This is a genomic window from Bacillus cereus group sp. BceL220, from assembly GCF_051776965.1.
Lineage (GTDB): Bacteria > Bacillota > Bacilli > Bacillales > Bacillaceae_G > Bacillus_A > Bacillus_A cereus.
The window spans coordinates 290,249-306,094 of sequence record NZ_JBPWBC010000005.1; the positions used below are offsets into that span (position 1 = coordinate 290,249).

Here is a 15,846-nt window from a genome sequence, read left to right on the forward strand (position 1 = left end):
TCCCGATATTTTCGGTCAATAAGACCCTTGTATCAAAATTCAGTAAGTGCAAAGCACCTAGTTAAGAAATTAACTACTGTAAAATCCCGGATTGACATGAACGTATTAAAGCTTCACTTTATTTACAAAGAACAATCCCATACTAACTTTTTTAATATTTGCTGCAACAAAACTTTTTACAACTATCTTAACTTTTTAATTCACACCATTATTTTCTACATAAAAAATAAGGCACACATCATTAAAATGATGCATGCCCTACCTTTATTTATACATATTTTGTATTTCTTCTTTATTTTTAAGTATTTCCTCAAACTTATCACTACAACCCTTCGGAAATAACACTCCCAGTCCATATGAATGCGCAAATTGAAAATGAGGGTACTTCGCTTTTACCTCATCCCAAAACTTATATACGCCGAAATCACCACTTCTAACTTCAATATCATGAAATAATACAATACCGTTTTTCGCGACTTTCGGTAGCCAAGTGTTATAATCGTGAGAAACAGCTTCATACGTATGATAGCCATCAATATGCAAAAGATTTATCGTTTCATCTTGAAACCGGTCTACAGCATCATCAAAAGTAGATCGAATTAAATTTCCTATATTAAGGTAGTTATCGCTCACTACTTTTTCTACTATTTGAAAAACCCCTTCTCCATATGGACCTGTATGCCCATCTCCAGCCCAAGTATCTACTGCAAAGCATTTAGTCGATAACCCTCCATCTTTTACTCCTTGACAAAAACTGAAGAAAGAAGCACCTAGATGTGTACCTAACTCAACTAAAGTTTCTGGTTTTTCAAATCGTACTAAGTCATATGCAAAATCTAAATGTCCACTCCACGCAGATTGTGACCGAATAATAGGACTAAATGTTTCAAATTCAAATGATGGTTTATGAGTAACCCAGTTCATCGCATAACTCCTTCTGCACATATTTTTAACAAACCAAATTACTCTTATCTTTATTTTTTTATCGCCTTGATTATGATTCTATTTCATGAAAATATGAAGAATTTATTCTTTTCTATTAAGGTAAAGCATCATATACATATGGGTCAGTTGGCTTATTAATTTTCTCGATTTTGTTTACTTTTACAAGTGGAAAGACTGTTCCTTTATATGTCGTTTCATCTAATAATCCTGTTATTTTCACCCATGTTTCTTCTGGAGTTTTTTCAATATTTTTCCCGGTAACAATCATCCCCCAGACTGATGCATCCGCAATACAACAAGTTATACCATATCGAGCCACTACTGCTTTATTACCCGTCACATCTTTATCCTTATATATAAACCCTAAGAATGTAATTTCTTTCCCTTTAAACCAATTAACATTTTGACCAATTACATTCATTGTTTGAACATAGTCCTTATCCTTTACTTGTAGTTTACGCTGTCCTAACATACTTTTTACTACTTGCTCTTCCGTTTTATAAGTCGTTGATAAATTTGATGTTTCTTCTGGATCAACGGATACTTCTCGCCCATCAAACTTAACCTGTTCCCCCTCTTTTTCGTTCCTTTCTAGACTTCTCGCCTGTACACTTTGATTCATACCCCTTTTTCCTGCTAAACTTCCATCAATTGTTACACTTCCAAAGAGAAAAGCACTAACTATCGGAACAACAAATAAAACATATACAAAGAAACTTTTTATCCCTGATTTTGATGTTGTATGATGTTTACAACAATTACAATCATGCTGTTTCTCTCTTCCATCTCCCCAAACTTGCACAGTACCAAAAATTAAAATTACTACAAAAGCTATATACGTAAATTTGATCATTTTTGGAGCGATAAAATTATAAATATTCCCTGTTACAAGTAGCTTAAATAAGAGCATTGCTAAACCAATTAAAATAATGCCACGAATATAGCGATGATATGCCTTCTGCTCCTCTTTCTCCATTCTTTCTCACCTCCTATAACATTATGATTTGCACGATGGTATACACAGATACAATCACAATTCCCATCAAAAAGAATACAAATCTCTTTTGAAAATATGCAAATAGCATTAACGTATTTTTCATATCAAGCATAGGCCCAAACACAAGAAATGCGAGAAGTGCCTTTATCGAGAAAACATGTCCAAAAGACGCCGCTATAAAAGCATCGGCTGCAGAGCAAATTGATAAAACATAACCAAACCCCATCATAATAACGGGAGCAATTACTTCGTTATGTGCTACTGCATCCAGTACATTCCGATCAAAAAACGTTTGAAATACACTTGCTAAAAAAGCACCAATCAATAAATACTTACCAGTATCAAAAAACTCATCTACAGTGTGATTCATAACATCTTTCCAACTCTTTTTTTCGCTTGTTTGAACTGAAACCTCTACGTCTTTTAAAACATTTCTTTCGCGATAGCAATAATACACAATTAGACCTATGAATAGAGCAACTAGAATTGTTATCCCAAAGCGTGCATATACAACGTAATCATTTTTTTGAAACGCATATACAGTAGATAAAAAAACGACTGGATTCATAATGGGTGCACTCAGTAAAATAACAATGCCTACATGAAGTGGTAACCCCTTTTGAATGAGCCTTCTTACAATTGGTATAATGACACATTCACACATTGGAAAAAGAACTCCCACAAATACTGCTGGAATCATTGCAACAATTGGAGATTTCGGCATTACTTTTTGAATCATATCTTCCGTCACAAACACTTGAATAAATGAAGAAACAATTACCCCTAATAAAATAAAAGGTATTGCTTCAAAAATGATACTTAAAAATACCGTATTCACATTCAACCATTCCTGCGGCATATTTTTGTGCAAATTTACTAGACTTGTAAAATCTACAAAAAATAATAAAAAGAGAAACATAGTGATAAGAGCTATGCCTGCTAATTCTTTTGAAACTCTATTAAAAACCAACCTTCTCGCCTCCATTTTATTTATATGTAAGCATGTGCTTGTCCAAATGCTTCATACTACAGCACAAATTTTATAGTTTATTTCTATTCTTAAATCGTAATCATTATGATTTATTATTGATTTTTCCTTTCCCATCATTTATTATAAAACGTAATGATTACGATTTAAAGGAGAGATCATTTCATGAAAAAAGTACCTATCACTGTATTAAGTGGTTTTTTAGGATCTGGAAAAACTACCTTACTACATCATATTTTAACTAATAAGAATAACTTAAAAGTAGCTGTTATCGTTAATGATATGAGCGAAGTAAACATTGATGCATCTCTTATAAAAAAGGGTGGTTTTTCACGTACGGAGGAAAAACTAGTAGAAATTCAAAATGGCTGTATTTGTTGTACACTACGAGAAGATTTAATGATAGAAGTGAATCGTCTTGTTGAAAATGGTGATATTGACTATATTATTATTGAATCTTCTGGCATAAGTGAGCCTATTCCAGTTGCTCAAACGTTTACTTATACAGACGAAGTTCTTAACATTGATTTAACGAAAAATTGCCGCCTCGATACGATGGTTACAGTTGTAGATGCAAATAGATTTTGGGATGATTTTGCAGACGGAGAAAGTTTATTAGACCGAAAACAAACAATCGATGAAAATGATACCCGGGAAGTTATTGATTTATTAATAGATCAAATTGAGTTTGCAAACGTAATTATTCTTAATAAGATAGATTTGCTAGAAAAAGAAGATGTGATAGAGCTTCATCATTTACTAAAAAAATTAAATCCTAATGCAAAAATTCTTGAAGCTTCGTTTAGCAAAGTATCATTACAAGAAATTTTAAACACAAATCTATTTAATTATGAAGAAGCTAGTCAATCGGCCGGCTGGATACAAGAATTAAATAGTGAACATCATACACCGGAAACGGAAGAATACGGTATCAATTCCTTTGTTTACCGTCGCAAATATCCTTTCCATCCCGAGCGCCTTATGAATTGGCTAGAAAAATGGCCTTTAGATGTTGTAAGAGCGAAAGGATTCTTCTGGCTCGCATCTCGTAATAATATGATAGGGCTTCTATCTCAAGCAGGTTCCTCTATTACAATTCAAGGAGCCGGTGAATGGATAGCCGCATTACCTGAAACTGAAAGAAATCAAATGATTGCAGAAGAACCAGAAGTATTAAAAAACTGGGACGAGCGATATGGAGATCGAATAACTGAGCTCGTATTTATCGGTATTGATATGAATCGTTCTGTGATTGAACAATCATTAGATGATTGTCTATTAACAGAAAAGGAAATGGAACAAAAGTGGAATACATTTATTGATCCTATTCCGGCTTTTACTTATACTTCATAATAATTAATAAAAGGCTTCAGTAGAATGAAGCCTTTTTATTTTATAGCACTCTTATTTAATAGGTTTGCTTTAATTATAAATACAACTGTACTTAAAACAATTAATATAGCATATACGATACCAACTACATCACCTATTTTTTCTAAGCCGAGCGGTAATATTATAGTAGCAACTCCGACTATATAAGAAAATGCTCCTGAAAGCTTCGCTAATTTATTTTTATCTCCAACAAACGTTTCTTCTTGATATCCTGCTAGCAAAAACAACCTCTTTTTCACATGTATTTGATACCCTAAAAAAATGATAAGTAACCCAACAAATAAACAAACTAAAAATCCAGCTAACATCTCCTTCCCCTCCTCTACAATATTTTACTGCACATAAAAAAGTTTTTAATGAGAAATTTCAGTTTATTAACAAGTCATTCTGTGATATATTGCATATTGTATTCAATTTGTATTTGTAGAAAGGAGAATTTTAGATCATATGGATTCGAATCGATTAAAAGGAATTATAATGGTCATAATCGGTGCTTGTTTATGGGGCTTGTCTGGTACAGTAGCACAACAACTTTTTCAATATGACAATGTTTCAACCGAATGGTTAGTTACGATCCGTTTACTTATATCTGGAATTATTTTGCTCATTATTTCCTCATTCGGAACGAGAAAAAAAGAGATATTTGGCATTTGGAAACAAAAATCTGATGCTATTAAAATGATTTTGTTTGGTCTATTCGGTATGCTTGCTGTACAGTATACGTATTTCGCTTCAATTAAAGAAGGAAATGCTGCCGTGGCAACATTATTACAATATTTAGCTCCTATATTCATCACTGTATACTTACTTTTCAAATGGAACGTTCGTCCATCAAAAATTGATTTCATTTCAATTACCCTTTCATTAGTAGGCACTTTTCTCTTACTAACAAACGGGTCTGTTCATAACTTGGCTGTTTCTACACCAGCTATTATTTGGGGTGTTTTATCTGGATTATCTCTCGCTTTTTATAGTTTATATTCAAAGGAATTGTTAGAAAAATGGTCTTCCTCCGTTATCGTTGGATGGGGCATGATTATTGGGGGTATTGGTGTAACGATTGTACACTTTATTTCTACAAACGAATTCATTTTATTATCAACTATGAAATATGTAAAACTAAGTACCCTACCGCTCATCACATTTGTCGTCATTTTCGGGACACTTATTGCCTTTTATTTATACTTAGACAGCATAAGATACCTGACTCCGAAAGAAACAACATTATTTGGTTGCACAGAACCACTCGCAGCTATTATTTCTTCTATACTTATATTGCACGTGCCATTTCAATCTTTTCAGTTATTAGGCGCTTTTTGTGTCATTGTAATGGTGCTCATCTTAAGCCAAAAGCCGGATGAAGGGAAAGAAAAATTAAAGCTTGTTCATGCAAAAAAGGAAAATATACAATGAAAGGATTGAATTCACTATGCCTGTCCCTCAAAATTATAAAAAACCAGGAAGAATTTCAGCAAAATCACTCGTTTTAAATCAACTACAAAATTGGATTATTGAAGGTGTACTGAAGCCCAATGAAAAAATTAATGATGGGGAATTGGCTGAGGCACTAGGAGTAAGCAGAACACCTGTAAGGGAAGCACTTCAAATATTAGAGCTTTCTGGATTAGTGGAAATGGTACCAGGGCAAAAAACGAAAATTGCTCCTATTAAGTTAGACGACGTATCTATCATTTATGAAACGATGGCTGGTCTTCACTCTATTATAGGAAAGCAAGCTCTTCAAAACATTACAGACGTTGATATTCAACTACTTTCTGAAATAAATGATCATTTTCAGCACTCTATAGAGAAAAAAAACGCAAAACAAGCTTTAGAATTAGATATACAATTCCACAATACAATTTCTTCTATTGCTAAAAATCAATATATTGAACCCTTTCTAGAAAATATGCAACTTCACGTTTTACGTCTTGAATATTTGTTTTTCCAAAACTTTGTTCCAGCAAGTCAATCTATTGAAGAACATCACTCTATCATTCAAGCATTGCAGAAGCAGGACGAAAAACAAATGGAACAAATAATGACTCAAAACTGGCTCCGTCCCATGAAAGAAATACAAAAAATAATTTCTACGAAATAAAAAGAGAGCTGGTTACACAAAATCGTAACCAGCTCTCCTTTTACTAATCTATATAGCTACGCCTGAATATTTGCATAATCTTCCATATCTTCGTACTCTTTTTCCAATTCCTCTAAAGACAGCTCGTATAATTGTCGGTCGCGAATCTTAAACACACCTGCTCCAATTAACTCATCAATTAAATGCCTCTTACGATTTTCAACAGCAAAACGGAGTTGACTACTCATCTTTTAAAAAACTCCTTTCTACGATCATTGAAAATGATAATCTTTATCAATTACCACTTTTGATTATAAAAGATGACTCTTTATAAGTAAAGTAATTTCATGAAATATTTACCTTGCAAAGTATTTGTGGCCACATTATATATATGTATGCCGTGCAAAAAATGTTATGACACTTTTTCTTATCCTTTTTCTTTCATACTTTGCAAGTTGTCTCATCATGATGAAATTCACCATCTATTTCTACTTGAATGGTGACATGTTTTACATGAAATTTCTCCTTTAATACATACGTAGCCTCTTTTAATACACTTTGCGTTTCATTCCCTTTAATAATAAGATGACATGTTAATACTTGAAAATCTGATGTGACAGACCATATGTGCAAATCATGAACTTCTTTGACAATCGGAATATTTAATAACGTACTTTTTACCTCTTCAACATTTATGTGCTGTGGTGCACCTTCCATTAATATATGAACCGTATCACGTGTTACACGCCATCCACTAATAATGACTAAAATAGACACAAGAATACTAGCAATCGCATCTGCAGCAGTCCATCCGAAAAATTTAATAAGTAACGCAGCAATAATCGCTCCGACGGAACCCAATAGATCGCCTAGTACGTGTAAGAAAGCACTTCTTAAATTCAAATTACCTTTCACATCTCCGCCTCTCATTAATATCCAAGCTGATAAAATATTAATAAGCAGACCAAGGACTGCAATAATGAGCATCCCATTACTAGCAATCTCAACTGGTTCTTTAAAACGACGGATTGCTTCAATAAAAATGTATACCGAAATGACAATAAGAACGACACCGTTACATAATGCTGCTAACATTTCGACTCGCTTATATCCATATGTTTTCACAGTAGTTGCTGTTTTTTCTCCGAGCTTAAACGCAAGTAAACTTAAAGCTAAAGATACTGCATCACTTAGCATATGCCCCGCGTCAGATAGTAGTGCTAAGCTATTTGTTACAAATCCACCAATAACTTCTGCAATCATAAAACTTGTTGTTAGTAGGAAGGCAATTAGTAACGCCTTTTTATTTTTTGAATGACCATGATCATGCGAATGTCCCATACTTATACTCCTTTAAGTACAATATCTGTATGTTAGTATGAAACAAACTCCCCATCTTTATCCCGAATCGACTGATTGTAAACGCCCGCTTCCTCTGTATACACACTTCGCTATTTTTTAGACAATCCCTTTTTCTCAAATAAAACAAGACTACTTCTTTTTTATTTTCATATTGTTTACTAATGAAAGAATTTTAAGGAGGTTACTTAAATGAAACGTTTATTTCTCTGTATGGAACGTGAACTTGTTGTAGTGAAAGAACAATATGATAACTATGAAACGACTTACCACTTACAAAATATGCAACCTACCTGTATCGCTGTTGATCCGTTCCACCCAAACCGTGTATATTGCGGAACATTTGGACGAGGTCTATGGTTAAGTGACGATAGCGGGGATTCATGGAGACCAATTGGAGATTCTTATCGTTACTTTGATTTCCCTAAAGAAGATGGTATTTTACACTCCTCTATCACTTCCATAACAATAAGCTCAAATGAACAAGTGAACGGATATGGGGTCATTTATGTCGGCACAGAACCGAGCGCTTTATTTCGCTCTGAAAATGGTGGTGAAACGTGGACTGAACTTAAAAATATGAAATCATTATTATCTTCTTATACGTGGGCTTTCCCGCCTAGACCTTTTACCCATCACGTACGCTGGATTACAGTTGATCCAAACAACCCTAATACAATACACGTTTCAATCGAAGCTGGTGCTGTTATTCAAAGTAATGATAAAGGGCATACATGGATTGATAAAAAATTCGGTGCTCCTATCGATGCTCATCAATTACTTATGCACCCTGAAGCACCAAATCGTCTTTATGCATCATGTGGTGACGGATTTATGGGCGGACCTGATCGTGCTTATCTTGAAAGTTATAACAATGGAAACAGCTGGATCTCATGTAGTGAAGGACTTGAACATCATTATTTATACAGCATGGCAATTGATCCAGCTGATTGCAATACGATTCTCGTTTCAGCTGCACCGAGTGCTGATCTGGCTCATCACCGTATCCCTTATGAATCTTATATTTATCGAAAAACGAAAGATACTCCGTTCCAGCAAGTACAACAAGGACTACCATCTGCAATCGGTACAGTCATTTCGATGTTTGCGACAAACAAGGCTGAACCACATACGTTTTACACGTTAAATAACAATGGCGTCTTTCAATCCAATGATAGCGGCGAATCGTGGGAACAACTAAATATTCCGTGGAAAGATGAATATAAAACGCAGCATCCGCATGCATTGCTCGTTACTAGTTCTTAACGAAAAAAAGACTGCCTAAATGGTTTTAGGCAGTCTCTTTTTTATTTCTTTAAATCAATGACAATATCATCTAACACAATATCTTTACTCTTCGCTTCTTTTTTCGGCACTTCTATTTTCTTCTCTTTCCCATTCACATACTCTACTCCACCATGATTTTCAGGTGTATGTACTCGCAAGTGCACGCGAGGTGTAACGATAAGCTTTGTTGCATTTTCGTTTAGTTTTTGGAAGGTGGCACTCCAACTACTTTTATGTGGCTCTGCTACTGTACTACTTCCGCCATTTCCTTCACCAGTATAATGATTTCCTAAATCATCTTTTATTTCTAACTCAACATCCGCACTATCCCATATACTTCTTAACGCCTTAGATTCTTCCTGATTGAAAAAAACGATAAAGGACATCGGGGTTACTTCCATTTTGTTTATATTTACTTTTATTAATTCATTTTCAGAAACCCCATTAACCTTTACTTCCTTACTATCCATTGCTTTTAAACTAAGTGCGAAATTCCAGTTCCCCTTTATTACATTACCTTCATAATCCAACTCAATTGCCTCTATATCCCACCAAACATTTGCAACATCTAGCCTTTCATTACTATGACCACTCATCGTAATCATACCTACATATTTTCCCTCTCCAACTTTTGTAACGCTCGAACCACCTCCCCCACCATTAAAGCCCTTAACTTGCGGACTTCCAAATAGGAACGGTTTCTCACCTAAATCTTTATCACTCTCAATAGAATAAGTAATTGTGATTGTTCTACCATCGAACACAGCATCATTAATTGTAACCTTAACTCCATTACTCTCTCTCGTCATATTCAACTCAGTCGAAAACTCTTTATAATTTTCATATAACCCTGTTCTACCATTATCTAAAAATCGGAATATGTCACCGACAATTGGCAATCCCCCCGCATATGTAGGAAAACCGATACCAAGAGTTGCAACCGATAATCCTACTAAAATAGATGCAGCAACGACACCCTTCTTCCAACTTTTCATCTTTTTCTTCGTACGTATCGATTGTTTTACATTTCGTTTTACTTTTTCCTTTTCAATTTCAGAAGCCTCAATTTCTTCTAGTTCTTTTTCGTCTATATCAATATCATTTAATAGTTCATAAATGTCCTTCATATTGCACTACCTCCAAAACTAATATTCGTAGCATTTTGTTGTAGTTTCTTTTTCCCCCGGTACACTCGATTATCAATTGCTGCCCGAGTTAATCCTAACTTGTCACCTATTTCCTCTGTCTTCATACCAAGTAAATATTTCATAATGAACACCTTTCGATCTAGCGCTTCTAATTGATTAATGAGCTTCAATAATTCTTCCCTATCTTCCATAACGATTAATTCGTCTTCTGCTGATTTTTCTGTACTGATATGAAACTCATCTGAAATGATTTCTACTTTTTTAGTCGATTTCCGGTAATAATCAATTGCTTTAAACTTCGCAATCGCTGCAATCCACTTTTTAAAATCACTCGGCTTTCCATGGAATTTATTTGCGTTATTCCAAATAGAAAGAAATATATCGTTTATACATTCCTCTATGAGTCCATCATTTTGAATTGGAAGTAGAACTTTATGCGTGATCCCCTTTATGAGTGGTAAGTATGTATCGACAACAAATTCTAACGCGTCTTCTTTTTGCCGCTGTAATCTTTTTATAAAATTTTTCTCATTTGATTTCATGTAGCGATTCCCCTTATTGTTTTGTAAAAGCTTTTACACCCTATATAACGTCTGAGAAAATTTTTTCTCTCATCTTTTTTATTTTTTGTATGTAATGGAATACTTTCCCTTAGCCATTGTCTCACATAACTATGCGCTCAAAGAAAATTTTCTCAAGTCTGGAATTTAATTCATGTAGTACACTATTTATATAGTCATTTTTTAACTTGGTGTACATTTTATTTCGTTAATCTACTATTTTAATTTAGGAGATGAGATATGTATGTGTGGAATTACAGGTTGGGTAGATTGGAAGGAAGACCTTTCAAATCAACATGTTATTTTAAAAAAGATGGCAAATAGTATCCAGCATCGTGGTCCAGATGCTGAAGGATTTTGGTTTTCACCTCGCGCAGCTTTTGCACACCGCCGATTAATCGTAATAGATCCTAAAGGAGGAACGCAGCCAAAAACATTTCGTGCTGGTGATTATACGTATGCTCTTACTTATAATGGAGAAATTTATAATTTCCGTGAACTTAGAGAGCAGCTTCAAAAATGTGGGCATGCATTTGAAACCCATTCAGATACAGAAGTATTGCTACATGCTTATTTAGAATGGAAAGAAGACTGCGTACGACATTTAAACGGAATTTTCGCTTTTGCCCTATGGGATGATCAGAAGCAACAATTGTTTTTAGCACGAGATCATTTAGGTGTAAAACCACTCTTTTTTACAGAAAGAAATGGCAGTATTATTTTCGGCTCTGAAATTAAAGCATTATTAGCACATCCATCTGTCCCTGCTGAAATTGATGCGGATGGAATAAATGAAATATTTGGATTAGGCTTATTTCGCACTCCAGGATGTGGCGTCTTTAAACATATTCAAGAAGTACGTGCTGGACATTCTATAACATTTACACGTCATAAAAAAGTAGTTACGAAGTATTGGAATTTAGAAAGTAAGTTCCATACAGACTCTATAGAAGATACATCTTCGCATATTTTATCTATTTTACAAGATACAGTAAAAAGACAATTAATTGCCGATGTTCCTCTCGTTTGTATGTTATCAGGCGGATTAGACTCTAGCGGTATTACTGCACTTGCGGGTAAAGAATTTGCTGCTGAAAATAAAACACTTCATACGTATTCTGTTGACTTTGTAAATAGCGCAAAAGATTTCGAACTGACATTTGCTCGCACTGGTTTAGACGCACCTTGGGTAAAACGCGTTTCTGAACATGTCGGGACAGCGCATCATGATATTATTGTGAATGCTGAAGAATTGGCAAATCACTTATTCGTTCCCCTTCATGCAAAAGATTTACCGAGTGCTGGTGAAATGGAAACTTCACTATATTTACTATTTTGCGAAATGAAAAAAGATGCGACCGTAGCTTTATCCGGCGAATCGGCTGATGAAGTATTCGGTGGATATCCTTGGTTTCATCAAGAAGAACTACTATATGTAGATAAGTTTCCTTGGCTAACAAATTGGAAAAATACATCTCCTCTTCTACTAAATGAAGTAAGTAACCAATGTAATCTAGAAGACTATATTGATACACGATTCCAAGAAGCGATACTTGAAGTACCTACTCTTGAAGGCGAAAGTAAAAAATCCGCGAAACAACGTCAAATGTTTTATTTATTTTTAACAAGATTCCTTCCTTTCTTACTTGACCGTAAAGATCGCATGAGTATGGCTGTTGGATTTGAAGTTCGTGTACCGTTTTGCGATTATAGATTAGTTGAATATTTATGGAATGTTCCTTTCAACATAAAAAGTATTGATAATATTGAAAAAGGCATTTTACGTAGAGCACTCCAACCAGCTTTACCTGACGATGTACGCAATAGAAGAAAAAGCGCTTATCCAACTTCACAAGATCCACACTACTTACAAACAATCCGTAATTTAACACTTGATATGTGTAACAATAAAAACAATCCTATTTTCTCACTTATTAACCATTCCATCTTACTTTCAATTGCTGATCAAAGTAATAAAGAGATTAACAATTTTGAGGCAAGAAGTGCCATGGAGTATATGCTACAAGTAAATGAATGGTTAAAAACATATCACATCCATATTGCTTAACAAAAAGGAGTTCAAGGATAAAAACCTTGAACTCCTTTTATATTAATTAGCACATTGTTTATTATCAGTATCAATAGACCATCCAATAATCGTGGCACAGTCTCTACCTTTCCACTGCAGTACATTTGTTAATACTGGCTCAATCTGCAAGCTATTTCCGTCGTGTAATATTTCTACTAAAGATTGATCATCATCAAACCTTCGTTTGTCACACTCTAAAATACCGTCCGTTGCCATTACAATGTGATTCATTCCTTTTTCTAATCCTCTTACACCTGACGTAAAGCAAGGTGTATTTGCTGCAAATATATTTTTCCTGCCAATATATTCGTAATTTTTCCGTTTATTTAATCGTCCTTTTCCATTTTTCGTTTTCTCAGAATAGAATAAATACGCGAAACAATCACCAACTGATAACCAATATAAAAATTCGCCTTTTCGTAAACAAATTAAGCAAGCGAGTTCCTCATCATCTTGATCACACTTTTTAATAAATAACTCATCTGTAAATAACGCTAATAAGTACATATGTGTATGATGAAAAGCTAAATGTATTGGATATGAGAATAACTCTTTTAGTTTTTCTTTTCTTTCCGAAATCGCTTCTATTATATAATCTATATTTTTTGTTTTGTGATGTGTATCAAAAATCATAACAAATTCAAATTGTAATTCAGGATCCCACCAAGCTAGCACCGCATCTCCTCGTTCATATGCATCACTCTCTTGATTCCCCCCATATACGCCGACTGAAAGAGGACCACATTTTTCAACATGTATTTCATCTACATACATCTGTTCATGACTAATCCATTTGAATGTATTCACAGCTATCATCCTCTCTCTTGCTAAATGTATACCTTTACACATAGATTACCTTATATTTCAATAAAAATAAACTTTTTCAACATTTTTTATCCAAATAAAAGGATTTTATTTCTAAAACAACGAATATATCTTACTATACGATATAAAAAAGGGGATTTATTATTATGAACAACATTAATCAACATTGGGAGAGCATTTATTATCACTTACGATACGAATACGAGGACAACCTTTCCCACCAAGCAATTCGTATTTTACAAATCGTTTCTCGTGAGAAAGATATAACAATTGGAAAAGTCGCTACTGAGCTTAGTCTTTCTCATAACACAGCGTCTGAACACATAAAGCGCCTTATTCAAAAGGGCTTCATCATTAAAGAGCGAAATAAAAAAGATGAAAGAGTTGTAAACCTTACATTAACAATTGAAGGAATTGAAGGATTAGAAAAACATACTTTACTAGATAAAGAAAAGATAAAAATATTAGAATCACAGTTATCAAAAGAAGAACAACAATTAATTGAAAAAGCATTTTCGTTATTAGCGAAGGAGGCAAAATATGCATTTCCTCGTTAAAGTAATCGTTTCGGCACTTATTATCGGCGTTATCACTGAAGTCGCTAAACACTACAGTACGATAGGTGGCTTTATTGCTGCCCTTCCTCTCGTGAGTTTACTTAGTCTATTTTGGATTTCATTCGAAGGCGGAAATAAACAAGAATTGAGTCAATTTGCTTTAGGGGTATTATATGGATTCCCCGCATCAGCACTACTATTATTTATCGTCTATATTGGTTTGAAAAATTCATTTACACTTAGTACATCTGTCCTACTCGGTATAGGTGTTTGGTGTATCGTTTTTGCTTGTCAAAAATTATTTCAAGCTTAGGAGGAATTAACATTCATAAATTTGTAGAAATAATGGGGCAAAATATAGAAGTACATATAAAAGGAATTGGTAAACAAACTGTAGTCATTCAAACTGGAATGAGTTGCTCATTTTATGATTGGTTTCCTATTATAGAAAAGCTTTCAGAGCACTTTACAGTCGTTTCATACCATCGCCCAGGTTACGGAAAAAGTGATTTAGGCAATCAGCCGCGTACAATAAGGCAAGTTACAAAAGAGCTACATATGTTACTAAACAAACTAGCTATTCAAGATCCATTCATTCTAATCGGTCATTCCTATGGAGGATTATGTGCACAACATTTTGCGATGTTACATGAAGATAAGCTGCAAGCACTTATTTTAGTTGATTCTACTTCGATGAACTTACACCGTTTAGATGAACTTCATTTACCAATTTCTGATCAAACTGATTCTGATGATGTTTGGTTTCAAAAATATAATATATATTCCAAAATGGATGTAGACACACTTTATAATGAACTAAAACCTATGCTCACCGATCAATCAAAACAGCAAATTGAATTCTCTACCTCGTCTTCATTATATAAAGCGACAGCTTCTGAACTATCGGAGTGGAAAAACTGTGCTCTCTCACTAAAAGAGCTATGTAAAACATTAGAAATACCATTAATCGTTATCGGTAGAGATCCTCAATATTCTATTACTCAATTGACTAATGGCGGCATGCCAAAAGAGGAAGCAACACAACTTGAAGCAATGTGGCAAGAACTAATTCACGAACAATTACACCTCTCAACTAATAACCAATATATTCTTGCCGAACATGCTAGTCACGGTATAGAAAATGATCGACCAGATGTTATTATTGAAGCGATTCATTTCTTACAAATCAAAAAAGGAAGCAACTAAAGCTGCTTCCTTACTTATCTATTCATAATCTTCTTCATCATCGATTTCTTCGTAATATGAACTCCCATTACTTACATATATAGGGCCATTCGCAACATCAATACGTAGTACCCACGCCCATGGCACAGCTAAACGTTTATGTATCGCTCGCCAAAAGCTCATTGATTTTCTTTCGTACTCCTGGAACTCCTGAAGTAACTCTTTGTAGGAGGAACCGTCTAACTGAATATTTGCTTCTAACAAACGAGAATGGGCATAGTACTGTAACTCTAGTTCAGCAGCAATTTCCATTTCTTCTTCCGTTGCCATACCAATAATTGTTCCATCTTCTGGTGCAATTTCATATACGTTTTGAACTTCAATAAGCCCTTCTTTCTCTTTCTCAAACATGTAAACAGCCTCCTTTAACATAT

18 protein-coding genes are annotated in these 15,846 nt (G+C 34.3%); 8 read left to right on the forward strand and 10 right to left on the reverse strand.

All coding sequences use genetic code 11. From position 1 onward, the window contains the following. Positions 1-264: 264 nt before the first annotated feature. The 3 genes from ACS2FK_RS16255 to ACS2FK_RS16265 form a co-directional block, all read right to left on the reverse strand. Positions 265-924 (reverse strand): class I SAM-dependent methyltransferase, encoded by a 660-nt coding sequence (locus ACS2FK_RS16255; protein WP_001104670.1) that lies wholly within the window; start codon positions 922-924, stop codon positions 265-267. A 115-nt stretch (positions 925-1,039) separates the two neighbouring features. After that, positions 1,040-1,921 (reverse strand): TIGR03943 family putative permease subunit, encoded by an 882-nt coding sequence (locus ACS2FK_RS16260; protein WP_063547003.1) that lies wholly within the window; start codon positions 1,919-1,921, stop codon positions 1,040-1,042. Between the two features lie 13 nt (positions 1,922-1,934). Further along, a complete protein-coding gene (locus ACS2FK_RS16265; protein WP_176543690.1) occupies positions 1,935-2,927 on the reverse strand; it encodes a permease in 993 nt (330 codons plus the stop codon). A 168-nt stretch (positions 2,928-3,095) separates the two neighbouring features. Between ACS2FK_RS16265 and ACS2FK_RS16270 the strand changes: the two genes are divergently transcribed. Further along, a complete protein-coding gene (locus tag ACS2FK_RS16270) occupies positions 3,096-4,283 on the forward strand; it encodes a GTP-binding protein (RefSeq protein WP_063547001.1) in 1,188 nt (395 codons plus the stop codon). Between the two features lie 35 nt (positions 4,284-4,318). On the opposite strand, the gene ACS2FK_RS16275 is transcribed toward ACS2FK_RS16270, so the two are convergent. Next, the gene (locus ACS2FK_RS16275; protein ID WP_063547000.1) at positions 4,319-4,630 is read right to left on the reverse strand and encodes a DUF3784 domain-containing protein; all 312 of its coding nucleotides are present in this window, start codon (positions 4,628-4,630) and stop codon (positions 4,319-4,321) included. A 139-nt stretch (positions 4,631-4,769) separates the two neighbouring features. Between ACS2FK_RS16275 and ACS2FK_RS16280 the strand changes: the two genes are divergently transcribed. After that, positions 4,770-5,735 carry a DMT family transporter gene (locus ACS2FK_RS16280; protein ID WP_063546999.1) on the forward strand — a complete coding sequence of 322 codons (966 nt, stop codon included), beginning with the start codon at positions 4,770-4,772 and terminating at the stop codon, positions 5,733-5,735. A 16-nt stretch (positions 5,736-5,751) separates the two neighbouring features. Then, a complete protein-coding gene (locus tag ACS2FK_RS16285; protein ID WP_063549272.1) occupies positions 5,752-6,423 on the forward strand; it encodes a GntR family transcriptional regulator in 672 nt (223 codons plus the stop codon). Between the two features lie 56 nt (positions 6,424-6,479). On the opposite strand, the gene fbpA is transcribed toward ACS2FK_RS16285, so the two are convergent. Beyond that, complete coding sequence (gene fbpA / locus ACS2FK_RS16290; RefSeq protein WP_000098302.1) at positions 6,480-6,650, reverse strand: Fur-regulated basic protein FbpA; 171 nt, start codon at positions 6,648-6,650, stop codon at positions 6,480-6,482. Positions 6,651-6,843: 193 nt separating this feature from the next. Further along, a complete protein-coding gene (locus ACS2FK_RS16295; RefSeq protein ID WP_063546998.1) occupies positions 6,844-7,743 on the reverse strand; it encodes a cation diffusion facilitator family transporter in 900 nt (299 codons plus the stop codon). A 210-nt stretch (positions 7,744-7,953) separates the two neighbouring features. Here ACS2FK_RS16295 and ACS2FK_RS16300 point away from each other — a divergent pair, with 210 nt between their 5' ends. Then, entirely contained in the window at positions 7,954-9,027 is a 1,074-nt protein-coding gene (locus ACS2FK_RS16300) for a WD40/YVTN/BNR-like repeat-containing protein (protein WP_063546997.1), read from the forward strand. A 41-nt stretch (positions 9,028-9,068) separates the two neighbouring features. Here the strand turns inward: ACS2FK_RS16300 and ACS2FK_RS16305 are convergent, their stop codons facing one another. Continuing rightward, complete coding sequence (locus ACS2FK_RS16305) at positions 9,069-10,175, reverse strand: DUF4179 domain-containing protein (RefSeq protein ID WP_063546996.1); 1,107 nt, start codon at positions 10,173-10,175, stop codon at positions 9,069-9,071. After that, entirely contained in the window at positions 10,172-10,738 is a 567-nt protein-coding gene (locus ACS2FK_RS16310) for a sigma-70 family RNA polymerase sigma factor (RefSeq protein ID WP_063546995.1), read from the reverse strand. Before ACS2FK_RS16310 ends, ACS2FK_RS16305 begins: the two co-directional genes overlap by 4 nt. Positions 10,739-11,000: 262 nt before the next feature. On the opposite strand from ACS2FK_RS16310, the gene asnB reads away from it, so the two are divergent. Next, positions 11,001-12,824, forward strand: coding sequence for an asparagine synthase (glutamine-hydrolyzing) (asnB, locus tag ACS2FK_RS16315; RefSeq protein WP_063546994.1), 1,824 nt, complete (start codon positions 11,001-11,003; stop codon positions 12,822-12,824). A 42-nt stretch (positions 12,825-12,866) separates the two neighbouring features. Here the strand turns inward: asnB and ACS2FK_RS16320 are convergent, their stop codons facing one another. Continuing rightward, positions 12,867-13,694, reverse strand: a complete 828-nt coding sequence (locus tag ACS2FK_RS16320; RefSeq protein WP_063546993.1) for a protein phosphatase 2C domain-containing protein — start codon at positions 13,692-13,694, stop codon at positions 12,867-12,869. Positions 13,695-13,816: 122 nt separating this feature from the next. Between ACS2FK_RS16320 and ACS2FK_RS16325 the strand changes: the two genes are divergently transcribed. Genes ACS2FK_RS16325 through ACS2FK_RS16335 form a run of 3 tightly spaced genes read left to right on the forward strand, consistent with a single transcriptional unit; the run spans position 13,817 to position 15,433 of the window. Beyond that, entirely contained in the window at positions 13,817-14,227 is a 411-nt protein-coding gene (locus ACS2FK_RS16325; protein WP_063546992.1) for a MarR family winged helix-turn-helix transcriptional regulator, read from the forward strand. Then, entirely contained in the window at positions 14,211-14,540 is a 330-nt protein-coding gene (locus ACS2FK_RS16330) for a DUF3147 family protein (RefSeq protein ID WP_000545640.1), read from the forward strand. The genes ACS2FK_RS16325 and ACS2FK_RS16330 overlap by 17 nt, the downstream gene beginning before the upstream one ends. Further along, on the forward strand, positions 14,501-15,433 hold the full coding sequence (locus tag ACS2FK_RS16335) for an alpha/beta fold hydrolase (RefSeq protein WP_063546991.1): 933 nt from the start codon (positions 14,501-14,503) through the stop codon (positions 15,431-15,433). Before ACS2FK_RS16330 ends, ACS2FK_RS16335 begins: the two co-directional genes overlap by 40 nt. Positions 15,434-15,451: 18 nt before the next feature. Here the strand turns inward: ACS2FK_RS16335 and ACS2FK_RS16340 are convergent, their stop codons facing one another. Further along, on the reverse strand, positions 15,452-15,823 hold the full coding sequence (locus ACS2FK_RS16340) for a hypothetical protein (protein WP_000461779.1): 372 nt from the start codon (positions 15,821-15,823) through the stop codon (positions 15,452-15,454). Between the last annotated feature and the right edge of the window lie 23 nt (positions 15,824-15,846).